Genomic DNA, 15,830 nt, shown 5'->3' with positions numbered 1-15,830 from the left:
CTTTGGCAGGGGAATTGAATTGATTAATGAGGGCACCTCCTTTTTATCCGATCCATGATCAATTGTAGATTATAGCATATCCTGCCACGCATTCAAAAAAACAAGTTGAAAAAATTATTCATCTATGATAACATAATTTTTGCTTGCTTTTGAGTGTCCGTGTCCCGGTAGCTCAGCCGGATAGAGCATGCGCCTTCTAAGCGCACGGTCGGGGGTTCGAATCCCTTCCGGGACGTAACAAGCATTACAGCCTTCCTTCGGGAAGGCTGTTTTTGCGTTCCGGCGGGATGAGAACCCCAGTCTGGGGGACGTTGGAGCATACACTTCGTTAGCACCTGCTTCGCAATCAGCCCGGATGGGCTGCATCCCTTCCGGGACGTAACAAGCATTACAGCCTTCCTTCGGGAAGGCTGTTTTTGCGTTCCGGCGGGATGAGAACCCCAGTCTGGGGGACGTTGGAGCATCCGCTTCGTTAGCACCTGCTTCGCAATCAGCCTGCAGGGCTGCATCCCTTCCGGGACGTAACAAGCATTACAGCCTCCCTTCGGGAAGGCTGTTTTTGCGTTACAGGGGGATGCGCGCCATTGTCCGGAGGCGAGACTACTCGAAGCTCCAGGAGCCGGCGATGCTTGTTACAGCGATAATAGCGGAATATGGAACGACGGAACATGTCACTATATGTCTGAGCTCAACCAGAACAATACCACTGTAACTTTTAACGGACACAGATGACACTATTTGGCTGATTTTCCGCTTAATCCAACTCTAACGGACTCCACAGCCGTTATTCTGCTCCAAAAGGCGCCATTCGCTGCCCGGTCGCATCAATAACGGCAGCTGGGTCCGTTAAACGGTGGAGACGCATTAAAACAAACTAGTAGCGTCTCCTGAGTCCGTTAGACATCGGGCGTAGGTTCGGACCGGACTGCTGAGTCCGTCCGGCCAAAACAACTTGAGGCATTTAGCGCACAAGCACCAGCCCGACTCCCCGCCTGCAAAGCTCACCGGATGCTTTTGCAGACTACTCTATACAATACTCACGGGTCGCATTAGCCATACCACTCTGCACAAGCTCCTAATAACACGGCGTTACTCCGAATCCATCTGCAGCTTGACCGTACGGATGTTCTCAAGGTCAAACGTCATATTTTCCAGCGGAGCAGTAATGTCAGTGGTGTATTTGTCGATGGTGATGCGGCCGGTGTAGATTTTGCGTACAGTTATGCTGTGCTTGGCCTTCAGGTAGGACTGCGCCCCGCTCTCGCTGCCGACATAGTACGCACTGATTCTGCCGCCCGCCTCCAGCTTTGAGCCCCGGCACACCGCGAACATCTTGCGGAAGATGATATTGCCGGAGGAGAACAGCTCACTCTGCACGATCCCGTCCCTGTGGATGTTGATGTCGCCGTTAGACTTAACAGTGCTGTTCTGGCATCTGCCGATGTTGACCTCCACCTTGTTCTCCTGCATCCGGGCCACGCCTGCATGCAGCTCTTCGATTATGCCGATTACACCGTTCAGCGAAGCCTCGTTCAAGAAGTCAACCAGCTGCACCGGCTTCAGCATCAGATTCAGGAAATGCAGCGTCTGGTCCAGATCCTCGTGATAGGACCCCTGGACCATCTCCAGCAAGGAGAGCAGCTCCTTGATCAGCCGGGGAATCTTTTGAAATTTGCTCTCCATCAGCAGCAGCACCGCCTGGCCGTATTTTACGCTCTGCTTGCGGGACTGGACGGCCTGGATCAGCAGGCGGACCGCTTTTTTGAGCAGGACAGCCTCCTCAATCAGCAGCTTCGAGCAGTTAAAAATCCGGTTATACATCACGCCGAAATAGCCGGAATACAGGTTGCTGTTGATAACATTCCCCTTGACGACGATACTGCCGGTTGCTGTAATGGTGGAGTTGTAAATGCTGCCTTCCACGTAGACATTACCGAGCGATTCAATAATCATATTGTCTTCGACATTCCCCCGTACCAGTACATCGCCGGAAAAGATAATATTCCCCGTTTTGATGCTGACGTTGCCCGGAACTGTATAAGTAGTCGTAATGTCAAAATATTTGACCTTCTCCCCGGTAACACGGGGACGGCCTTCCCGCAGCGCACGGATCTCATTGTTGATCAGCATCACCGTGTTATTCTTGGCAACGATCGTAATATCGCCCGGGAGGGGCGGATACAGAATTGCCCCGTACACGTCACAGCCGGGGATCCCTTCAATGTAAGGGATTTTGCGGGCAATCACCTGGCCTCTGACCACAGACGGAATCCGGAGATGGCTGCGGAAGTCTATCTGTCCCTCTATTTCGCTGAATTCATTCTCAATGGTTTCCGAAAAAAACAGCTCAAGCGTTGCATTCTCCCCCGGAACCGCCGCCCGCCCCTTGGCCGCTGTAATCGGCTGGTACGTGGGGTTTTGCAGCTCGGCGTGAATGGCGGCAATGTTCAGGTTCTGCCTAATGCCCTGCTGCTCGAAATCGGCGATGATTTCATTGAGCCCCAGCAGCCCGATTACCGTATCCGTGTCCATCGCCGCTTCTACTTCAACCATACTGGAAGAATAATAGTCATTCAGCTTCCACTGATACCGCCGCGTTGAATACAGGGTGAAAAAAGCCTGCAAATGATCCTCCGATACATGAATTGTGTACAGCGGAGGTTCCGTAATCGACCATTCTATCTTATCTGTTGAGGTTACCTCGGTCGGACCGGTGATCGGCTGCCCGTTAACGCGGACTACAACCGGCGCAGCAGCCGAGATGACTGCCGGACTGCCGCCGGGCAGCGGGTCCTGGACGAAGATTTTACCTGCCCGGACGAGCACGCGCCCTCCGAGATCACTTTCAGCTTCATGATCTATAAAAGCCTGATCCAGCTCATCCTCATCCCATTGCTCGGAAAGCTCCAGCATGTTGATCAGCTTGTTCAGCTCCTGCTCACTCATGCGTTCTGGCATCGTGCTGTACCTCCCTGGTATGTGCCCGTTTGTCGAAAAATGGCACTGTCTGTGTAATTGCTTTCATTGTAGTATTATTAATTTTTATTAGCAATCACTAAACAGCGGAACTCTGCCCCCATACAAAAAAGCTGTCCGGTGTGCAACTTCCACCCCGGACAGCCGGAAAGCTTGTTTTAGTGTCCTTTTTTGCGGTTGCCCAGCCATAGCGGGAACCGGAAAATGAAGTTGATCAGCAGCACGACGAAGACCAGCACCGCCGCCGACTTGTCGGCGATCTGCCGTGCGTCTTCGACAATCGCCTCGGACTGCACATACCAGAGATGCACCGCGAGGGTCTCACCCGGTGAGAACAGGTTGAAGTCCCACATCTCGCCGGAGGTGCTGAGGCCGGCGGTCAGGATTATAACTGCCGACTCCCCGAAGGCGCGGCCCGCCACCAGGCAGATGCCGGTAACGATGGCCGGCAGGGCCACCGGCAGGACAACCTTGCGGATGACGTGGAATTTGGTCATCCCCAGTGCATAGCCGGCTTCACGGATGTCGGCGGGAACCGCGCGGACCGCTTCTTCGGTTACACGGGCCAGCATCGGCAGATTGAGCAGGGCCAGTGAGACCCCGCCGCCGAGGATGGTCAGGCCGATCCCGAAGTATTCGGCAAAAATAGCCAAGCCCAGGAGACCGAATACAATCGAAGGTACAGAGGACAGGGATTCTACACAGATGCGCAGTGCGCCGGTAAAGCGGTTGTCCGGAGCATACTCCGCCATATAGATCCCTGCGCCTACCCCGATCGGTATCGAAATCAGCAGGGAAATAAACAGGATATAGAAGGAGTTGAACAGCACCGGCCCGATGCCGCCGCCCGGATCAATCTCCTCCGGCAGCTTGACGAGGAACTCGGGTCTGAGCTGCGGCAGTCCCTTGCTGAGAATCGTAAAGAGCAGCCAGAAGATCAGCAGCATGACCAGCGCACCGAGCGCGTAGAATCCGAAGGTGGCGATCTGGTTGTTGCGGCGGGAGCGTGCAGTATGAGGATTACGGGTAAAGTTCATTACGCATCCTCCCTTTTCCGGCCGATTACGCGGATGATAAGAATCAGCACAAAGGAAATGAGCAGCAGCAGGAAGGCCATCATATGCAGCGCATAGTTCCAGGTCGAGTCAAATTCCACGTTCGAAATCTGCATTACAATGTTACTGGTCAGTACGGAAGACGGGGTGAACAGGCTTTTGGCCAGCTGCGGCGTATTCCCGATTACCATAACTACAGCCATCGTCTCACCGACAGCACGGGTCATACCGAGAATAATAGCCGAGATAATCCCCCGCTTGGCCGCCGGCAGCACAACCCGTATGATCACCTGCAGACGGGTAGAGCCAAGGGCATAGGCTGCATCACGGAATTTGCGCGGCACAGCAATAATGGCATCATCGCTGATCCGGCAGATCGTAGGCAGCACCATCAGAGCCAGGACAAGCGCAGCAGCCAGAACGCCGTCGCCCAGTCCTTCACCGCTGATTCTGCGCAGGAAAGGAAGCATTACAGTGAGACCCAGATAGCCGTATACTATAGAAGGAATGCCGACAAGCAGGTCGAGCACGGGACGGATGAAGCTCTTCATCCATTTCGGGGCAATCTCCGCGCAGAGCACAGCCATCCCCACAGAAACCGGCACTGCAATCAGCAGCGTTAGTGCAGTCAGGGTAAGTGTATTTACAATAAAGGCCGCCGCACCAAAAGCCTCCTCCTCCGGTGTCCAGTTAAAGGACAGAAAGAACTCGGCCGGAGAGACATCTCCGAACAGCAGCAGCGCCGTTTTTCCGATGAATACAATGACAAGTCCAAGCACGAAGCACAATGCCAGGATGCTACAAAAGAAATAATAACGCGACAACCGGTTGCCAAGCAGATGTCTTCTGTGGCGTTTGTCGTTAATGTTGCTATGCTCAGCCTTATTTGGCGATTGGGATGCCAGGCTTTGGACGGGTGCCCCCATACTTTCCCTCCTGTAAGCGGCCACCCCCGAATATTCCGGAGCTGGCCGCTGTTACCGTTCAATATAATGAAGCTTTTCCTTAGCCTTTCATTGCTGCGATCGGGATGAATTTAAGCTTTTTGAGCGAGCCGTTCTGGAACTTCTTGCTCTGTACGTACTCGATGAATTCTTTAGTAGCACCGGTCGGCTGGCCTTTGGTCATGTAGTATCCGTATGCCCAGATCTTGTACGATCCGTTGATTACGTTATCTGTAGTAGCTGCAACACCGTTGTGCTTCACGGCTTTGATGTCGCTGCCGCTTACGTATACAAGGTCGATGTAACCGATGGAGTTAGGAGTAGTGGCTACGGCAGTCTTCATATCACCGCTGGAGCCTGTTTCCTTATAGTTCTTTTCTTTCTTCACGATGTCTCCGCCGCCCAGCGCTTTAGCCTGGTAGTTAACGCGTGTACCGGAACCGAAGGAACGTGTGATAACTACGATATTGGCGTCCGAACCGCCGACTTCTTTCCAGTTGGTGATTTTACCGGAGAAAATACCGGCCAGCTGCTCAGTAGTCAGGTTATCTACGCCGACATTTTTGTTAACGATCGTTGCAAAAGGAATAACCGCTACCTTGTTCGCTACCTGTCCGTCAAAAGCCTTGAACCCTGGAACGTCGATGCTTGCATCCCAGTCGCAGGCGCCGATATCAGCGATGCCTTTTTTTACAGCCTGAGGACCTGTTACGGAACCTTTACCGGAAGCGGCGATTTTCACCTTAGGGTGCAGCTTCTGGAATTCTTTGGCTGCCTGCAGGGTCAGCGGAAGCAGTGCCGTAGAACCGTTAATAGTGATTTTACCTTTGAGCGTGTCGGCTGCTGCCGCAATACCTGCGAATGATGCGGTCACCGCGATTACTGCTGTCAGTGCCGTTACCGTAAATTTTTTGAAAAGCTTCATGATCTGAATTCTCCTCCCGGCGCTATGCCGTTATATTGTGTGGGCTATGAGGGACGTGTCTTATTTAGTCAGCTGCAGTGCTTTGCCGCCCTGGATCAACAGAACTTTGCCATCGCTTACTACTGCCAGCTTGCTGCCGTCATGGGAAACTGCAACTTCGGATACATCTTCAGCCGTCTGGAACAGCACGGTTTTATTGCCGCTTGCATCGATGGAATAGATTGTAGTGCTTCCGTCAGCAGCCACTCCGGATACAATCAGACCCGTAGCTACACCGGCAGACCAGGTTGCTTCCGTATCCAGTGCAATGTTAGTAATGGTGGCTCCGTCTGCACTGACCGATTTCAGGGTGTTAGCCGCATTCCCTTCAGCGTCTGCACTCAGATAGACCACGCCGCCGTTAGCCAGGATCTCAGGGTACAGCTTGTTGTCGAGCTCGGTAGTCAGTGCTTTTGGCTTGGCATCCTTGGTTGCAAGATCCAGCTTATAGAGCTGCTCTCCGGCTTTGCTGTAGTCTACAGTCAGGGAATCTTCAGTGCTGTCGGCATCGTTTTTGGCTACGCCGGTTACGTTGACGATATACACCACGCTTTTCGCATCAGCGGAGAGGCGCAGCTCGGATTTATTTTCCACTTTATCTTCGAGCACGGTCTTTACTGTTCCGGTATCAACCGCGATCTGGGCGATCTTCTCCTGCTTGTCTCCCTGGATGAAATAGATGGTTTTGCCATCCTGCGACCATACCAGATCTGTCTTCACGCTGGTGTCGGTGCCCAGGGAAGAAATGGCGCCGCTCGACAGGTTGATCAGCTTCAGCTGGCCTGTCTCATCTGTGAACGCACCCCACTTCTGGTCGGCGGAGACGGAGAAATCAAGCGCACTTTCATTGGAAGAAAACACTTCATAGTCGCCCGGATATGCGCTGAACTTCAGCAGCTGGGCTGTTTCGGAGTCACTCTTGTTCGCAATGATGCTGCCGTCTGCTGTCCAGTGCAGGGTATCAAACTGGCCTTCCGGACGGGCGAAGCTCAAAATTGCCAGGTCATCCGCCGAAAGCTCCCCGCCCAGAGCGGTTACGAGCTTGGTCAGCTCAACGTAAACTTTTCCGTTATATACGATAGGCGCTACCGTAAATTGCTGGGGTGCACCATCCACCACATAGCTTTTGGAGCCTGCTTGAAGCTGTACCGTATGTAGCCCCTTGCTGTCATTCAGCTCAAAACCGCTGTTTGTGAGAATCAGCTTGGCACCAAGCTCACCGGCTACCTGGCTAAGCGAATACAGTTTGTAGCCGCTGCTGTCAATTGTGCTGAACTGGGCCGGATTGCTGTTTACAGTCCATGTGGCTGTACCCGTTTTAACTGTACTTGCCACGGCCGCGGCGCTCACGCTGCTTGCCCCCACAATCGTGCCTGCGCCCCCTGTTACAAGAAGTGCAGAAGCCAAAGCCGCGCTGAACCATTTACTATTTCTCAATTAGATTCACCCTTTTCATATAGGTAACTGCTAATGCTATTTTCTGCTATCAGTGTGAATTCTGTTCGAGAGGAATGTTTTGGAAATATTAAGTGCACAAAAAGGCCAGCCCCCAAATACCCTGAGGATAGCCTGAAAGTTAACGCTATGTAAAATCTCCGGCAAAAAATTCGATAGGCCCTGCAATTAAGCATGAAACTTTTAATTTTCAACCCACGTTACAATGATTTCGGTACCGCCCGGCTTCGCCTCCGAGCTGCTGCCGATGATCGAATAGGAATAGCTGCCCGGCGCTTTTCCGCTGATCAGCAAGTTGTCCTTATCCAAAATCTGCGTACCGCTCTCGAGTGCTTTTTCTTTCACATATTTGAGGTATGTAGTGCCAAGCTCGGCCATCGTTTCATCCGTCTCGTAGATCAGCATGGATGATTTCTTGCCGCCCGCAAACTCGCCTTCCGTAAACGTAATGCCCGCCCCTTCCGGAATCGGCAAATCACGGGGTAAATACTGCGGCTCACTGATTCTCTCCTCAGCCAGGGTATGGAAATTACGGGAGTCCGTTGCGGCTGTCTCCGGCCTGCTGCATGCACCCAAGCTTAGACTTGCGGCCAGCAGAACCAGCAGGGTCAATATTGGCTTCCTGTCAGACATTAGCAGAAACCTCCTCTTTATGATCAAAACAGAGATTAGTGTGTGGTGTTAGGACAGTGGCTGGTACCTGGAATGTGGGTGCGTATAGGGCAATAGGTGTTGCAATTTAAAATTGTAATATGGCAATAAATAGTAGACTGTTGAAAGTAACCTGCGGAAAGTAACCTTAGGAAAGTAACCTGCTGACACTAACTAAATAGTAACCTGCTGAGACTAACTATGTTTAGGGTTAAGTGGACATATATATTTATTTAAACGTATTAGTCATACGAAAAACGGTTTGTCCAAAAACAGTCCAAAGGACTTATTAAAATTTAAAGTTTAATTGTACCGTTCCGCCTGCTCGGGGCGGAATCAAGGGCATTTTTGCCAAATAAAGATTTACAATGCGCAAAGAACGCACTACAATAATGAGTGAGTACTCACTCATGAATCACTCATAAACATAAGCATCCATAAAAGGAATCGAGGAGATAGTCATGGATCAGGATACTCCGGTTATTTCGGTCAGCCATGTCAGCAAGGCTTTTGGCAGCAAAACGGTGCTCAAGGATATCAGTCTGCAGGTGAACCGGGCGGAAACCTTCGGGCTGCTGGGCCCGTCCGGTTCCGGCAAAACGACACTGGTGAAGCTGTTGACCGGCATCGACGAGGTCAGCTCCGGGGAAGTGCAGGTCATGGGCGTCAAGATGCCCAAGCTGGATATGCTGCAGCAAATCGGTTATATGGCCCAGTCGGATGCCCTGTACACGGAGCTGAGCGCAAAGGAGAATCTGGAGTTTTTTGCTGCGCTCTACGGCCTTAAAGGGGGAAACCGCACGCGGCGGATCGCTGACGTAATGGAGCTCGTGAACCTGCAGGAGCACCTGCGCAAGCGTGTGGACCAGTACTCCGGCGGCATGAAGCGCCGATTGTCGCTGGCCATCGCTCTTCTGCACGAGCCGCCGCTGCTCATTCTCGATGAGCCGACCGTGGGGATCGATCCGCTGCTGCGCCAGTCCATCTGGCGGGAGCTGCGCTCGCTGAACCGCCAGGGAACGACCATCGTTCTGACGACTCATGTCATGGATGAAGCTGAAAAATGCGACCGGCTGGGCATGATCCGGGACGGCCAGCTGCTGGCCGTAGATACTCCTGCGGGACTGATACAAGCTACCGCCTCCGCAACGATCGAGGAAGCCTTTTTAACCTATGGGGGTGCCCGCAAATGAAAATTCGTGCCATAACCTTACGCATTCTGCGGCAGTTCATTCATGATAAACGGACGATGGCGCTGATGTTCATCGCTCCCCTGCTCGTCCTGAGCCTGATGAGTCTTGTTTTTAATGGGGATGCCTATAAGCCGAATATCGGTGTAACCGGCGGGGCCACTGTCTTCTCCTCTGCGCTGGAAGCGCAGGATGCTGCCGTTACAGACTTCCCTGCGGCTGAACAGGGAGAAGCTGCGCTTAGGGACGGCGACATAGATGGCCTGATTACGCTCGACGGAACCGTACCCGCCGTAATGCTGGAAGGCAGTAACCCGGCCGCTAACCGCGCAGTTCTGCTCGCCCTGCAGGAAGCTGCTCTGCAGCTCCACCCGGGCGGCTCCGCTCAGGAGCAGATCCGGCCAGCCATCAGCTACTTGTACGGTGCCGAGGATATGACCACGATCGACCGCTTCGGACCGATTATGATCGGGGTCTTCGTTTTCTTTTTCGTGTTCCTGATTGCCGGAGTGTCCTTCCTGCGCGAACGGACGACAGGCACACTGGAGCGTCTGCTCTCTACGCCGCTGAAGCGCTGGGAGATTGTCATCGGCTATGTCTGCGGCTTCGGCATTTTCACAGTGGTTCAGGCGCTGCTGATCTCCTGGTTCTCCATTCAGGTGCTCGGCATCATGATGGCCGGCAGCTTCGGCTATGTGCTGCTCATTACACTGCTCCTGGCGATTACGGCGCTCACGCTCGGCACACTGCTCTCGGCCTTTGCCGGCAATGAGCTGCAGATGATCCAGTTCATTCCGCTGGTGATTGTGCCGCAGATTTTTTTGAGCGGCCTGTTCCCGATGGATACGCTGCCGCTGTGGCTGCAGCGGGTCAGCCTGGCGACTCCAATCTATTATGGCGCCCAGGCGCTGATGGATGTTATGATCCGCGGCAAAGGCTGGAGCGCTATAGCCCCGAATGCCTATGTGCTGGTCGGTTTTTCGCTGCTGTTCATGGTTCTTAACGTGCTGGCGCTGCGCAAACACCGCAGAATGTAGCCCGGTGTAACTTCGTCCGCAGCCGTGATACTATAGAGGGACAGCAACATTTTTGGAGGGCCATGATATGACTAAAGAAAGTTCCGGGCAGCACGATAAGGAGCAATGGATCGAGGAGCTGCTCGCCGTCAAGGAAGACGGGCAGATGACGCCTAAGCAAATCTCCATCCTGGAGGCGGCCATAGAGATATTTTCCGATAAAGGCTTCTCGGCGGCATCCACCAGTGAGATCGCCCAGAAGGCGGGCGTGGCTGAGGGGACGATTTTCCGCTACTACAAGACCAAAAAAGATCTGCTGCTATCCATCGTCGGGCCGACCATGAGCCGGATGATCGCCCCGTTCGTGATGCGTAATTTTAACGGGGTGCTGGATATGCCGTTTGAGAGCTATGAGGCCTTTTTGCGGGCGTTTATTGTGAACCGGCTGGACTTTGCCCGTAAAAATTTCAAAATCATCCGGATACTCGTTCAGGAAATCCCATTCCAGCCGGCACTCCGCGAGCAGTTTGCCGAGAACGTCCTGGCGCAGGTGCTTGAGCGGGTAACCGCGATTACAGAGCATTTCCAGGCTGAAGGTGAGGTTATTGATGCGCCTACCCCGGCTATAATAAGGTTCACTATCTCCTCGGTGATCGGTTATCTGCTGGCCCGCCTGCTGCTTATGCCGGAGAAGGACTGGGACGATGAGGAGGAGATCAGTCTGCTGATCAGCTTCATGCTGCACGGGATCGGCGGGCCGGCGCTGCGTGAGCAGTGAAGTCTGGCTGCATTTTGGCGCGATAGAAAGAACAGAGCTACCGCAGAAGGCAAACCTTCGCAGTGGCTTTTTTTCTATATAAAGTTGGTAAATTGCCCCTCATATCTCCCGCAGCCTGTCCCGGACTTTTATGCGTACGCGTGTTCTGCTAAGATAAATACTATTGAATAACCGGAAAATCCGGACAGGTGTGAGGAAGTGAATGAAACATGGGTTATTATGTTCCCGAGCGGGTAATCCGGCTGCTGTGCGGCAGTGATGCCTTGGATAAAGGCCGTGCAGACCACGATGCCGGGAGGGTCCGGCTGAATTATAGAGAGAATGACGACAGGCTTGAATATTCCAAATACCGCACGGCGGTTCAGGGGCTGGAGAGCTATGATGTAGCACTGGCCATCGACAGTGACGGGGATGTAAATGCGGAATGCACCTGTCCTGCCTATTACCACGGGGGGGCCTTTTGCCGGCATATCGCGGCCAGCCTGTTCACTATTCTCCGTCTGGAGGAGGACGATGCGGACGACGAGATTGGCAGCCCGTCTCATGAGGAATCAGACCGGCTGCCGGCAGAGTCCGGCGTTCTTACCCCGCGCAATGTACAGAACGGCACTAGGGGTACAGCTGCACACACCGGAGACCGTCAGCTGGTGAACGGTATGCTGGAGGTGTTCGCAGGTTTAAGCCGTACCCGTCCGAGCGTTACTGGCAGCTATTCCGATCTCCGGACACCGCTGCAGGTCGAGTTCATTATCAAGCCGGTCACGGTCAGCTACAGTACGCAAATGCTCAGCGTCGAATTAAAGGTCGGGCCCAAGCGCCTCTATATTGTACAAAAAATCAGAACCTTTCTGGAGCATGTCCGGCGCGGCGAGCCTTTTGAGTTCACCAGGCAATTCAGCTACGATCCTGCGCTGCACTCATTCAACAAGGAAGACAATGATGTTCTGCTGAAGCTGATTGACATCTCATCGAATGAAAAGCTGTACCGTGCCGGCGTCAATCCCTATGCTGCACAATCAGGCGGGATGGGCGGCGAGCGGCTGCTGGCGGTTCCACCCTTGTTCTGGGAAGGCCTGCTTCCGGCACTGCTTGCTGCCCCCTCCGCTTTGCTGCAGCAGGGCGACCTGATCCTGGAGAAGCTGCAGCTGGCCGCCGAATCCCCGCCCTTAAGCTTCCGGTTCGACCAGTCTGCAGAAGACGGCTACCATCTGGATATTGAAGGCATGGCACAGGTTATGGTGCTGGAGGATTACGGGCTGGTGCTGGCCGGGGGCAGGCTGCTGAAGCTGGGCATTGATGAATGCCGCAGGCTCGCCGAGCTGAAGCGGATGCTGGCCGCCGCCCGCAAGGACGGGATTGCGATTGCGCCTGAGCAAATGGAGCCTTTTATGGAGCAGGTCATTCCCGGGCTGAAAAAGCTGGGCCATGTGCACATCGCCGAGGCCATCGCTGACCGGATTGTGCAGACTCAGCTGCAGGCGCGGTTGTACCTGGACCGGGTGCGGGACCGGCTGCTGGCCGGCCTTGAATTCCAGTATGGCAGCATCGTTATTAATCCGCTGGAGGAAGACAGCGGCAGCCGGGGAAGCGAGGTGATTCTGATGCGGGACGGGGAAGCCGAGCGGCGGATTCTCGGGCTGATGGCGCATGAGTCTTTGGTGCGGACGGAAGGCGGCTTTATTATAAGCGATGAGGAAGCGGAGTACGATTTTCTCTACCACACGATTCCGCTCCTGGAGCCGCTGCTTCAGGTGTATGCCACGACTGCCGTCAAAGGCCGTATTGCCGCTGATACCTACACGCCCAAGGCTGTATTGACTTGGAACGAAAAAACCGACTGGCTGGAATTCAAATTCGCCGTGCAGGGCATCGCTGAGACTGACATTGTGCAGATTCTTGAGGCGCTGCAGGAAAAACGCAGATATTACCGCCTCCCGGATGGTGCGCTGCTGCCGCTGGAAAGTGCGGAGTTTCTGGAGATTATCAAGTTCATGAATGAGCTCGGGGTACACAGTGTTCCTTTTAACAAACCACAATTCTCGCTGCCGCTGGTCCAGGGTCTGCAGCTGGATCCGGAATCCCGGCATGGCGATGCTGTTACAATCGGGCGCTCCTTCCGGCGGTTAATGGCTAATATGGCCAGTCCCGAAAATCTCGATTTTCCGCTGCCTGACAGCCTCGCCCCTGTGCTCCGCGACTATCAGCAGTTCGGGTTCCAGTGGATGAAGACGCTGGCTCACTACCGGTTCGGCGGGATTCTGGCTGATGATATGGGACTTGGCAAAACACTGCAGAGCATTGCTTTTCTGCTCTCGGAGCTTACCGGTATCCGTGAAGGCGGCAAGCCGGCGCTGATCGTCGCTCCAGCCTCCCTGCTCTACAACTGGCAGAATGAGCTGAAGCGGTTTGCCCCGGACATCAAGGCCGTCATTGCTGACGGCAACCTGAATGAGCGTACCAAGGCGGTTCGCAAGAGTTCGGGTGCTGACGTGATTATCACCTCCTATCCGCTGCTGCGGCGGGACATTGAGCTGTATGCCCGGCTGTCCTTCCATACCCTGATTCTGGATGAAGCCCAAATGATCAAGAACCATGCCACCCAGACTGCGCAGGCGGTAAAAATACTGCAGGCCCGCTACCGCTTCGCCCTCACAGGAACGCCGGTGGAAAATGCGCTGGAGGATTTGTGGTCGATCTACAGTGTTGTTTTCCCCGGCCTGTTCCCCGGCAAAAAAGCGTTCCATGATCTGCCGCGCGAAACGGTCGCCAAGCGGACCCGCCCGTTCCTGCTGCGCCGGCTGAAAAGCGATGTGCTCAAGGAGCTGCCGGACAAAATCGAATCCCTGCATGCCTCGGAGCTGCTGCCTGAACAGAAAAAGCTGTACATGGCTTATCTCGCCAGACTGCGTAAGGAAGCGCTGAAGCATCTCGACAATGAGAGCTTCGGCCACGGCCGGATCAAGGTGCTGGCCGGCATCACCCGGCTGCGGCAGCTCTGCTGCCACCCTGCCCTGTTCGTCGAGGGCTACGGCGGCGGCTCGGCCAAGTTCGACCAGCTGCTGGAGATCATCGAGGAATGCCGCAGCTCCGGCAAACGGATGCTGATCTTCTCCCAGTTCACGGAGATGCTCGGGATGATCGGCCGGGAGCTTGCTCTGCAGGGCGTCCGGCATTTTTATCTGGACGGCAAGACGCCGGCCGACCAGCGGGTAGAGCTGTGCAGCCGGTTCAATGAGGGGGAACGCGACCTGTTCCTCATCTCGTTAAAAGCCGGAGGCACCGGCCTTAATCTGACCGGAGCGGACACGGTGATCCTGTATGATCTGTGGTGGAACCCGGCTGTCGAGCAGCAGGCTGCCGACCGGGCCCACCGGATCGGGCAGAAGAAGGTAGTGCAGGTAATCCGTCTCGTAGCCCAGGGCACTGTCGAGGACAAAATGTACGAGCTGCAGCAGAAGAAAAAGAACCTGATCGAGGAGGTCATCCAGCCTGGGGCAGAGGCGCTCTCCGCCCTAACCGAGCAGGATATCCGCGAGATTCTGATGCTCTGATGAGTTGGAATATTTGGAAGCACAGAGGCAAATAAAGTATAATGACAGGGATTGTTACTGCTTAAGCAGCAGACCGTTTGGGCCTGCTGACGCTTCTCTCAATGGTTTCATACTATTTACGGAGGTGCATTAACATGAGCTTTACCCTGGAACTGGGCGCTTCAGCTCCCGATTTTTCTTTAAAAGCAACAGACGGTCAGACGTATTCGCTGGACAGCTTTGCTACAGCAAAAGCATTGGTTATCTTCTTCACCTGCAATCATTGCCCGTTCGTCGTCGGGTCTGATGAGGTCACGCGCCAGACCGCCGAAAAGTACCGTGAGCTGGGAGTAGCTTTTGCGGGAATTAACGCCAACAGTGAGACGACCCATCCGGACGATTCCTACGAGCATATGGTGAAGCGGATGGAGGAGCAGAAGTTCCCGTGGCTCTATCTCCGCGATGACACGCAGGAAACCGCACGGGCTTACGGTGCGCTGCGCACGCCGCATTTCTTTGTTTTTGATCAGGACCGCAAGCTGGTCTACACCGGCCGCGGCGTCGATAACCCGCGTGAAACCGCCAAAATGACGGTGAACGACCTGGACAACGCATTGTCCCAGCTACTCGCCGGACAAGCCATTACCACCCCGCTGACCAATCCGATCGGCTGCAACGTCAAATGGGACGGCCAGGATGCGCACTGGATGCCTGCCGAGGCTTGTGATTTGGTGTAGATGGGGTTTAAACGGGTTGGGATAGCTTCGGGATGGAATTATCTCGAGGATGGGCTCGCGCCAAGCCACCTGAGTGGTTGGATCGGGCTCAGTTAAGGGGATTTTTCCCTTTATTCCCGGCTTGAGTGCTCGGTTTGGGCTCAGTTAAAGGGATTTTTCCCTTTATTCCCGGCTTGAGTGCTTGGTTTGGGCTCAGTTAATGGGATTTTTCTCTTTATTCCCGGCTTGAGTGCTTGGTTTGGGCTCAGTTAATGGGATTTTTCCCTTTATTCCGGGCTTGAGTGCTTGGTTTGGGCTCAGTTAATGGGATTTTTCCCTTTATTCCGGGCTTGAGTGCTTGGTTTGGGCTCAGTTAATGGGATTTTTCCCTTTATTCCCGGCTTGAATGCTCGGTTTGGGCTCAGTTAAGGGGATTTTTCCGCTTAGCCGGGGCTTGGATGCAATACACTTGCACCGAACCTGACATGAAAAAATAGCCCTTCACAAACAAATCGGTTCCCCCTAAAGTTGTAGTTACCACAGCCACAACTAAAA

At 54.0% G+C, this 15,830-nt stretch carries 11 protein-coding genes and 1 tRNA gene; 6 read left to right on the top strand and 6 right to left on the bottom strand.

Going from position 1 to position 15,830, the window contains the following annotated elements:
* The first annotated feature begins 161 nt into the window (after positions 1–161).
* Positions 162–235, top strand: a tRNA-Arg gene (locus M2108_RS23790).
* Positions 236–1,089: 854 nt separating this feature from the next.
* On the opposite strand, the gene M2108_RS23785 is transcribed toward M2108_RS23790, so the two are convergent.
* The 6 genes from M2108_RS23785 to M2108_RS23760 form a co-directional block, all read right to left on the bottom strand.
* Positions 1,090–2,958, bottom strand: a complete 1,869-nt coding sequence (locus M2108_RS23785; RefSeq protein ID WP_277471939.1) for a FapA family protein — start codon at positions 2,956–2,958, stop codon at positions 1,090–1,092.
* Between the two features lie 176 nt (positions 2,959–3,134).
* A complete protein-coding gene (pstA, locus tag M2108_RS23780) occupies positions 3,135–4,013 on the bottom strand; it encodes a phosphate ABC transporter permease PstA (protein ID WP_277471940.1) in 879 nt (292 codons plus the stop codon).
* Complete coding sequence (gene pstC / locus M2108_RS23775) at positions 4,013–4,957, bottom strand: phosphate ABC transporter permease subunit PstC (protein WP_277471942.1); 945 nt, start codon at positions 4,955–4,957, stop codon at positions 4,013–4,015. The genes pstA and pstC overlap by 1 nt, the downstream gene beginning before the upstream one ends.
* A gap of 79 nt (positions 4,958–5,036) precedes the next feature.
* Complete coding sequence (locus M2108_RS23770; RefSeq protein ID WP_068726833.1) at positions 5,037–5,900, bottom strand: phosphate ABC transporter substrate-binding protein; 864 nt, start codon at positions 5,898–5,900, stop codon at positions 5,037–5,039.
* Between the two features lie 60 nt (positions 5,901–5,960).
* Positions 5,961–7,376 carry a stalk domain-containing protein gene (locus M2108_RS23765; protein WP_277471944.1) on the bottom strand — a complete coding sequence of 472 codons (1,416 nt, stop codon included), beginning with the start codon at positions 7,374–7,376 and terminating at the stop codon, positions 5,961–5,963.
* Positions 7,377–7,577: 201 nt separating this feature from the next.
* A complete protein-coding gene (locus M2108_RS23760; protein WP_277471946.1) occupies positions 7,578–8,027 on the bottom strand; it encodes a hypothetical protein in 450 nt (149 codons plus the stop codon).
* A gap of 479 nt (positions 8,028–8,506) precedes the next feature.
* On the opposite strand from M2108_RS23760, the gene M2108_RS23755 reads away from it, so the two are divergent.
* The 5 genes from M2108_RS23755 to M2108_RS23735 all read left to right on the top strand — a co-directional run bounded on the left by M2108_RS23755 (position 8,507) and on the right by M2108_RS23735 (position 15,296).
* Positions 8,507–9,238, top strand: a complete 732-nt coding sequence (locus tag M2108_RS23755; RefSeq protein ID WP_277471948.1) for an ABC transporter ATP-binding protein — start codon at positions 8,507–8,509, stop codon at positions 9,236–9,238.
* The gene (locus M2108_RS23750; protein ID WP_277471949.1) at positions 9,235–10,272 is read left to right on the top strand and encodes an ABC transporter permease; all 1,038 of its coding nucleotides are present in this window, start codon (positions 9,235–9,237) and stop codon (positions 10,270–10,272) included. Before M2108_RS23755 ends, M2108_RS23750 begins: the two co-directional genes overlap by 4 nt.
* 67 nt (positions 10,273–10,339) lie before the next feature.
* On the top strand, positions 10,340–11,029 hold the full coding sequence (locus M2108_RS23745) for a TetR/AcrR family transcriptional regulator (RefSeq protein ID WP_277471952.1): 690 nt from the start codon (positions 10,340–10,342) through the stop codon (positions 11,027–11,029).
* Positions 11,030–11,238: 209 nt separating this feature from the next.
* Positions 11,239–14,580, top strand: coding sequence for a DEAD/DEAH box helicase (locus tag M2108_RS23740; protein WP_277471953.1), 3,342 nt, complete (start codon positions 11,239–11,241; stop codon positions 14,578–14,580).
* A gap of 134 nt (positions 14,581–14,714) precedes the next feature.
* Positions 14,715–15,296 carry a thioredoxin family protein gene (locus tag M2108_RS23735; protein WP_277471954.1) on the top strand — a complete coding sequence of 194 codons (582 nt, stop codon included), beginning with the start codon at positions 14,715–14,717 and terminating at the stop codon, positions 15,294–15,296.
* Positions 15,297–15,830 lie beyond the last annotated feature (534 nt).

The sequence above is a fragment of the Paenibacillus sp. PastM-3 genome (genome assembly GCF_029893965.1).
Classification (GTDB): domain Bacteria; phylum Bacillota; class Bacilli; order Paenibacillales; family Paenibacillaceae; genus Paenibacillus_AQ.
This window is presented reverse-complemented; position numbering and strand designations above follow the sequence as displayed.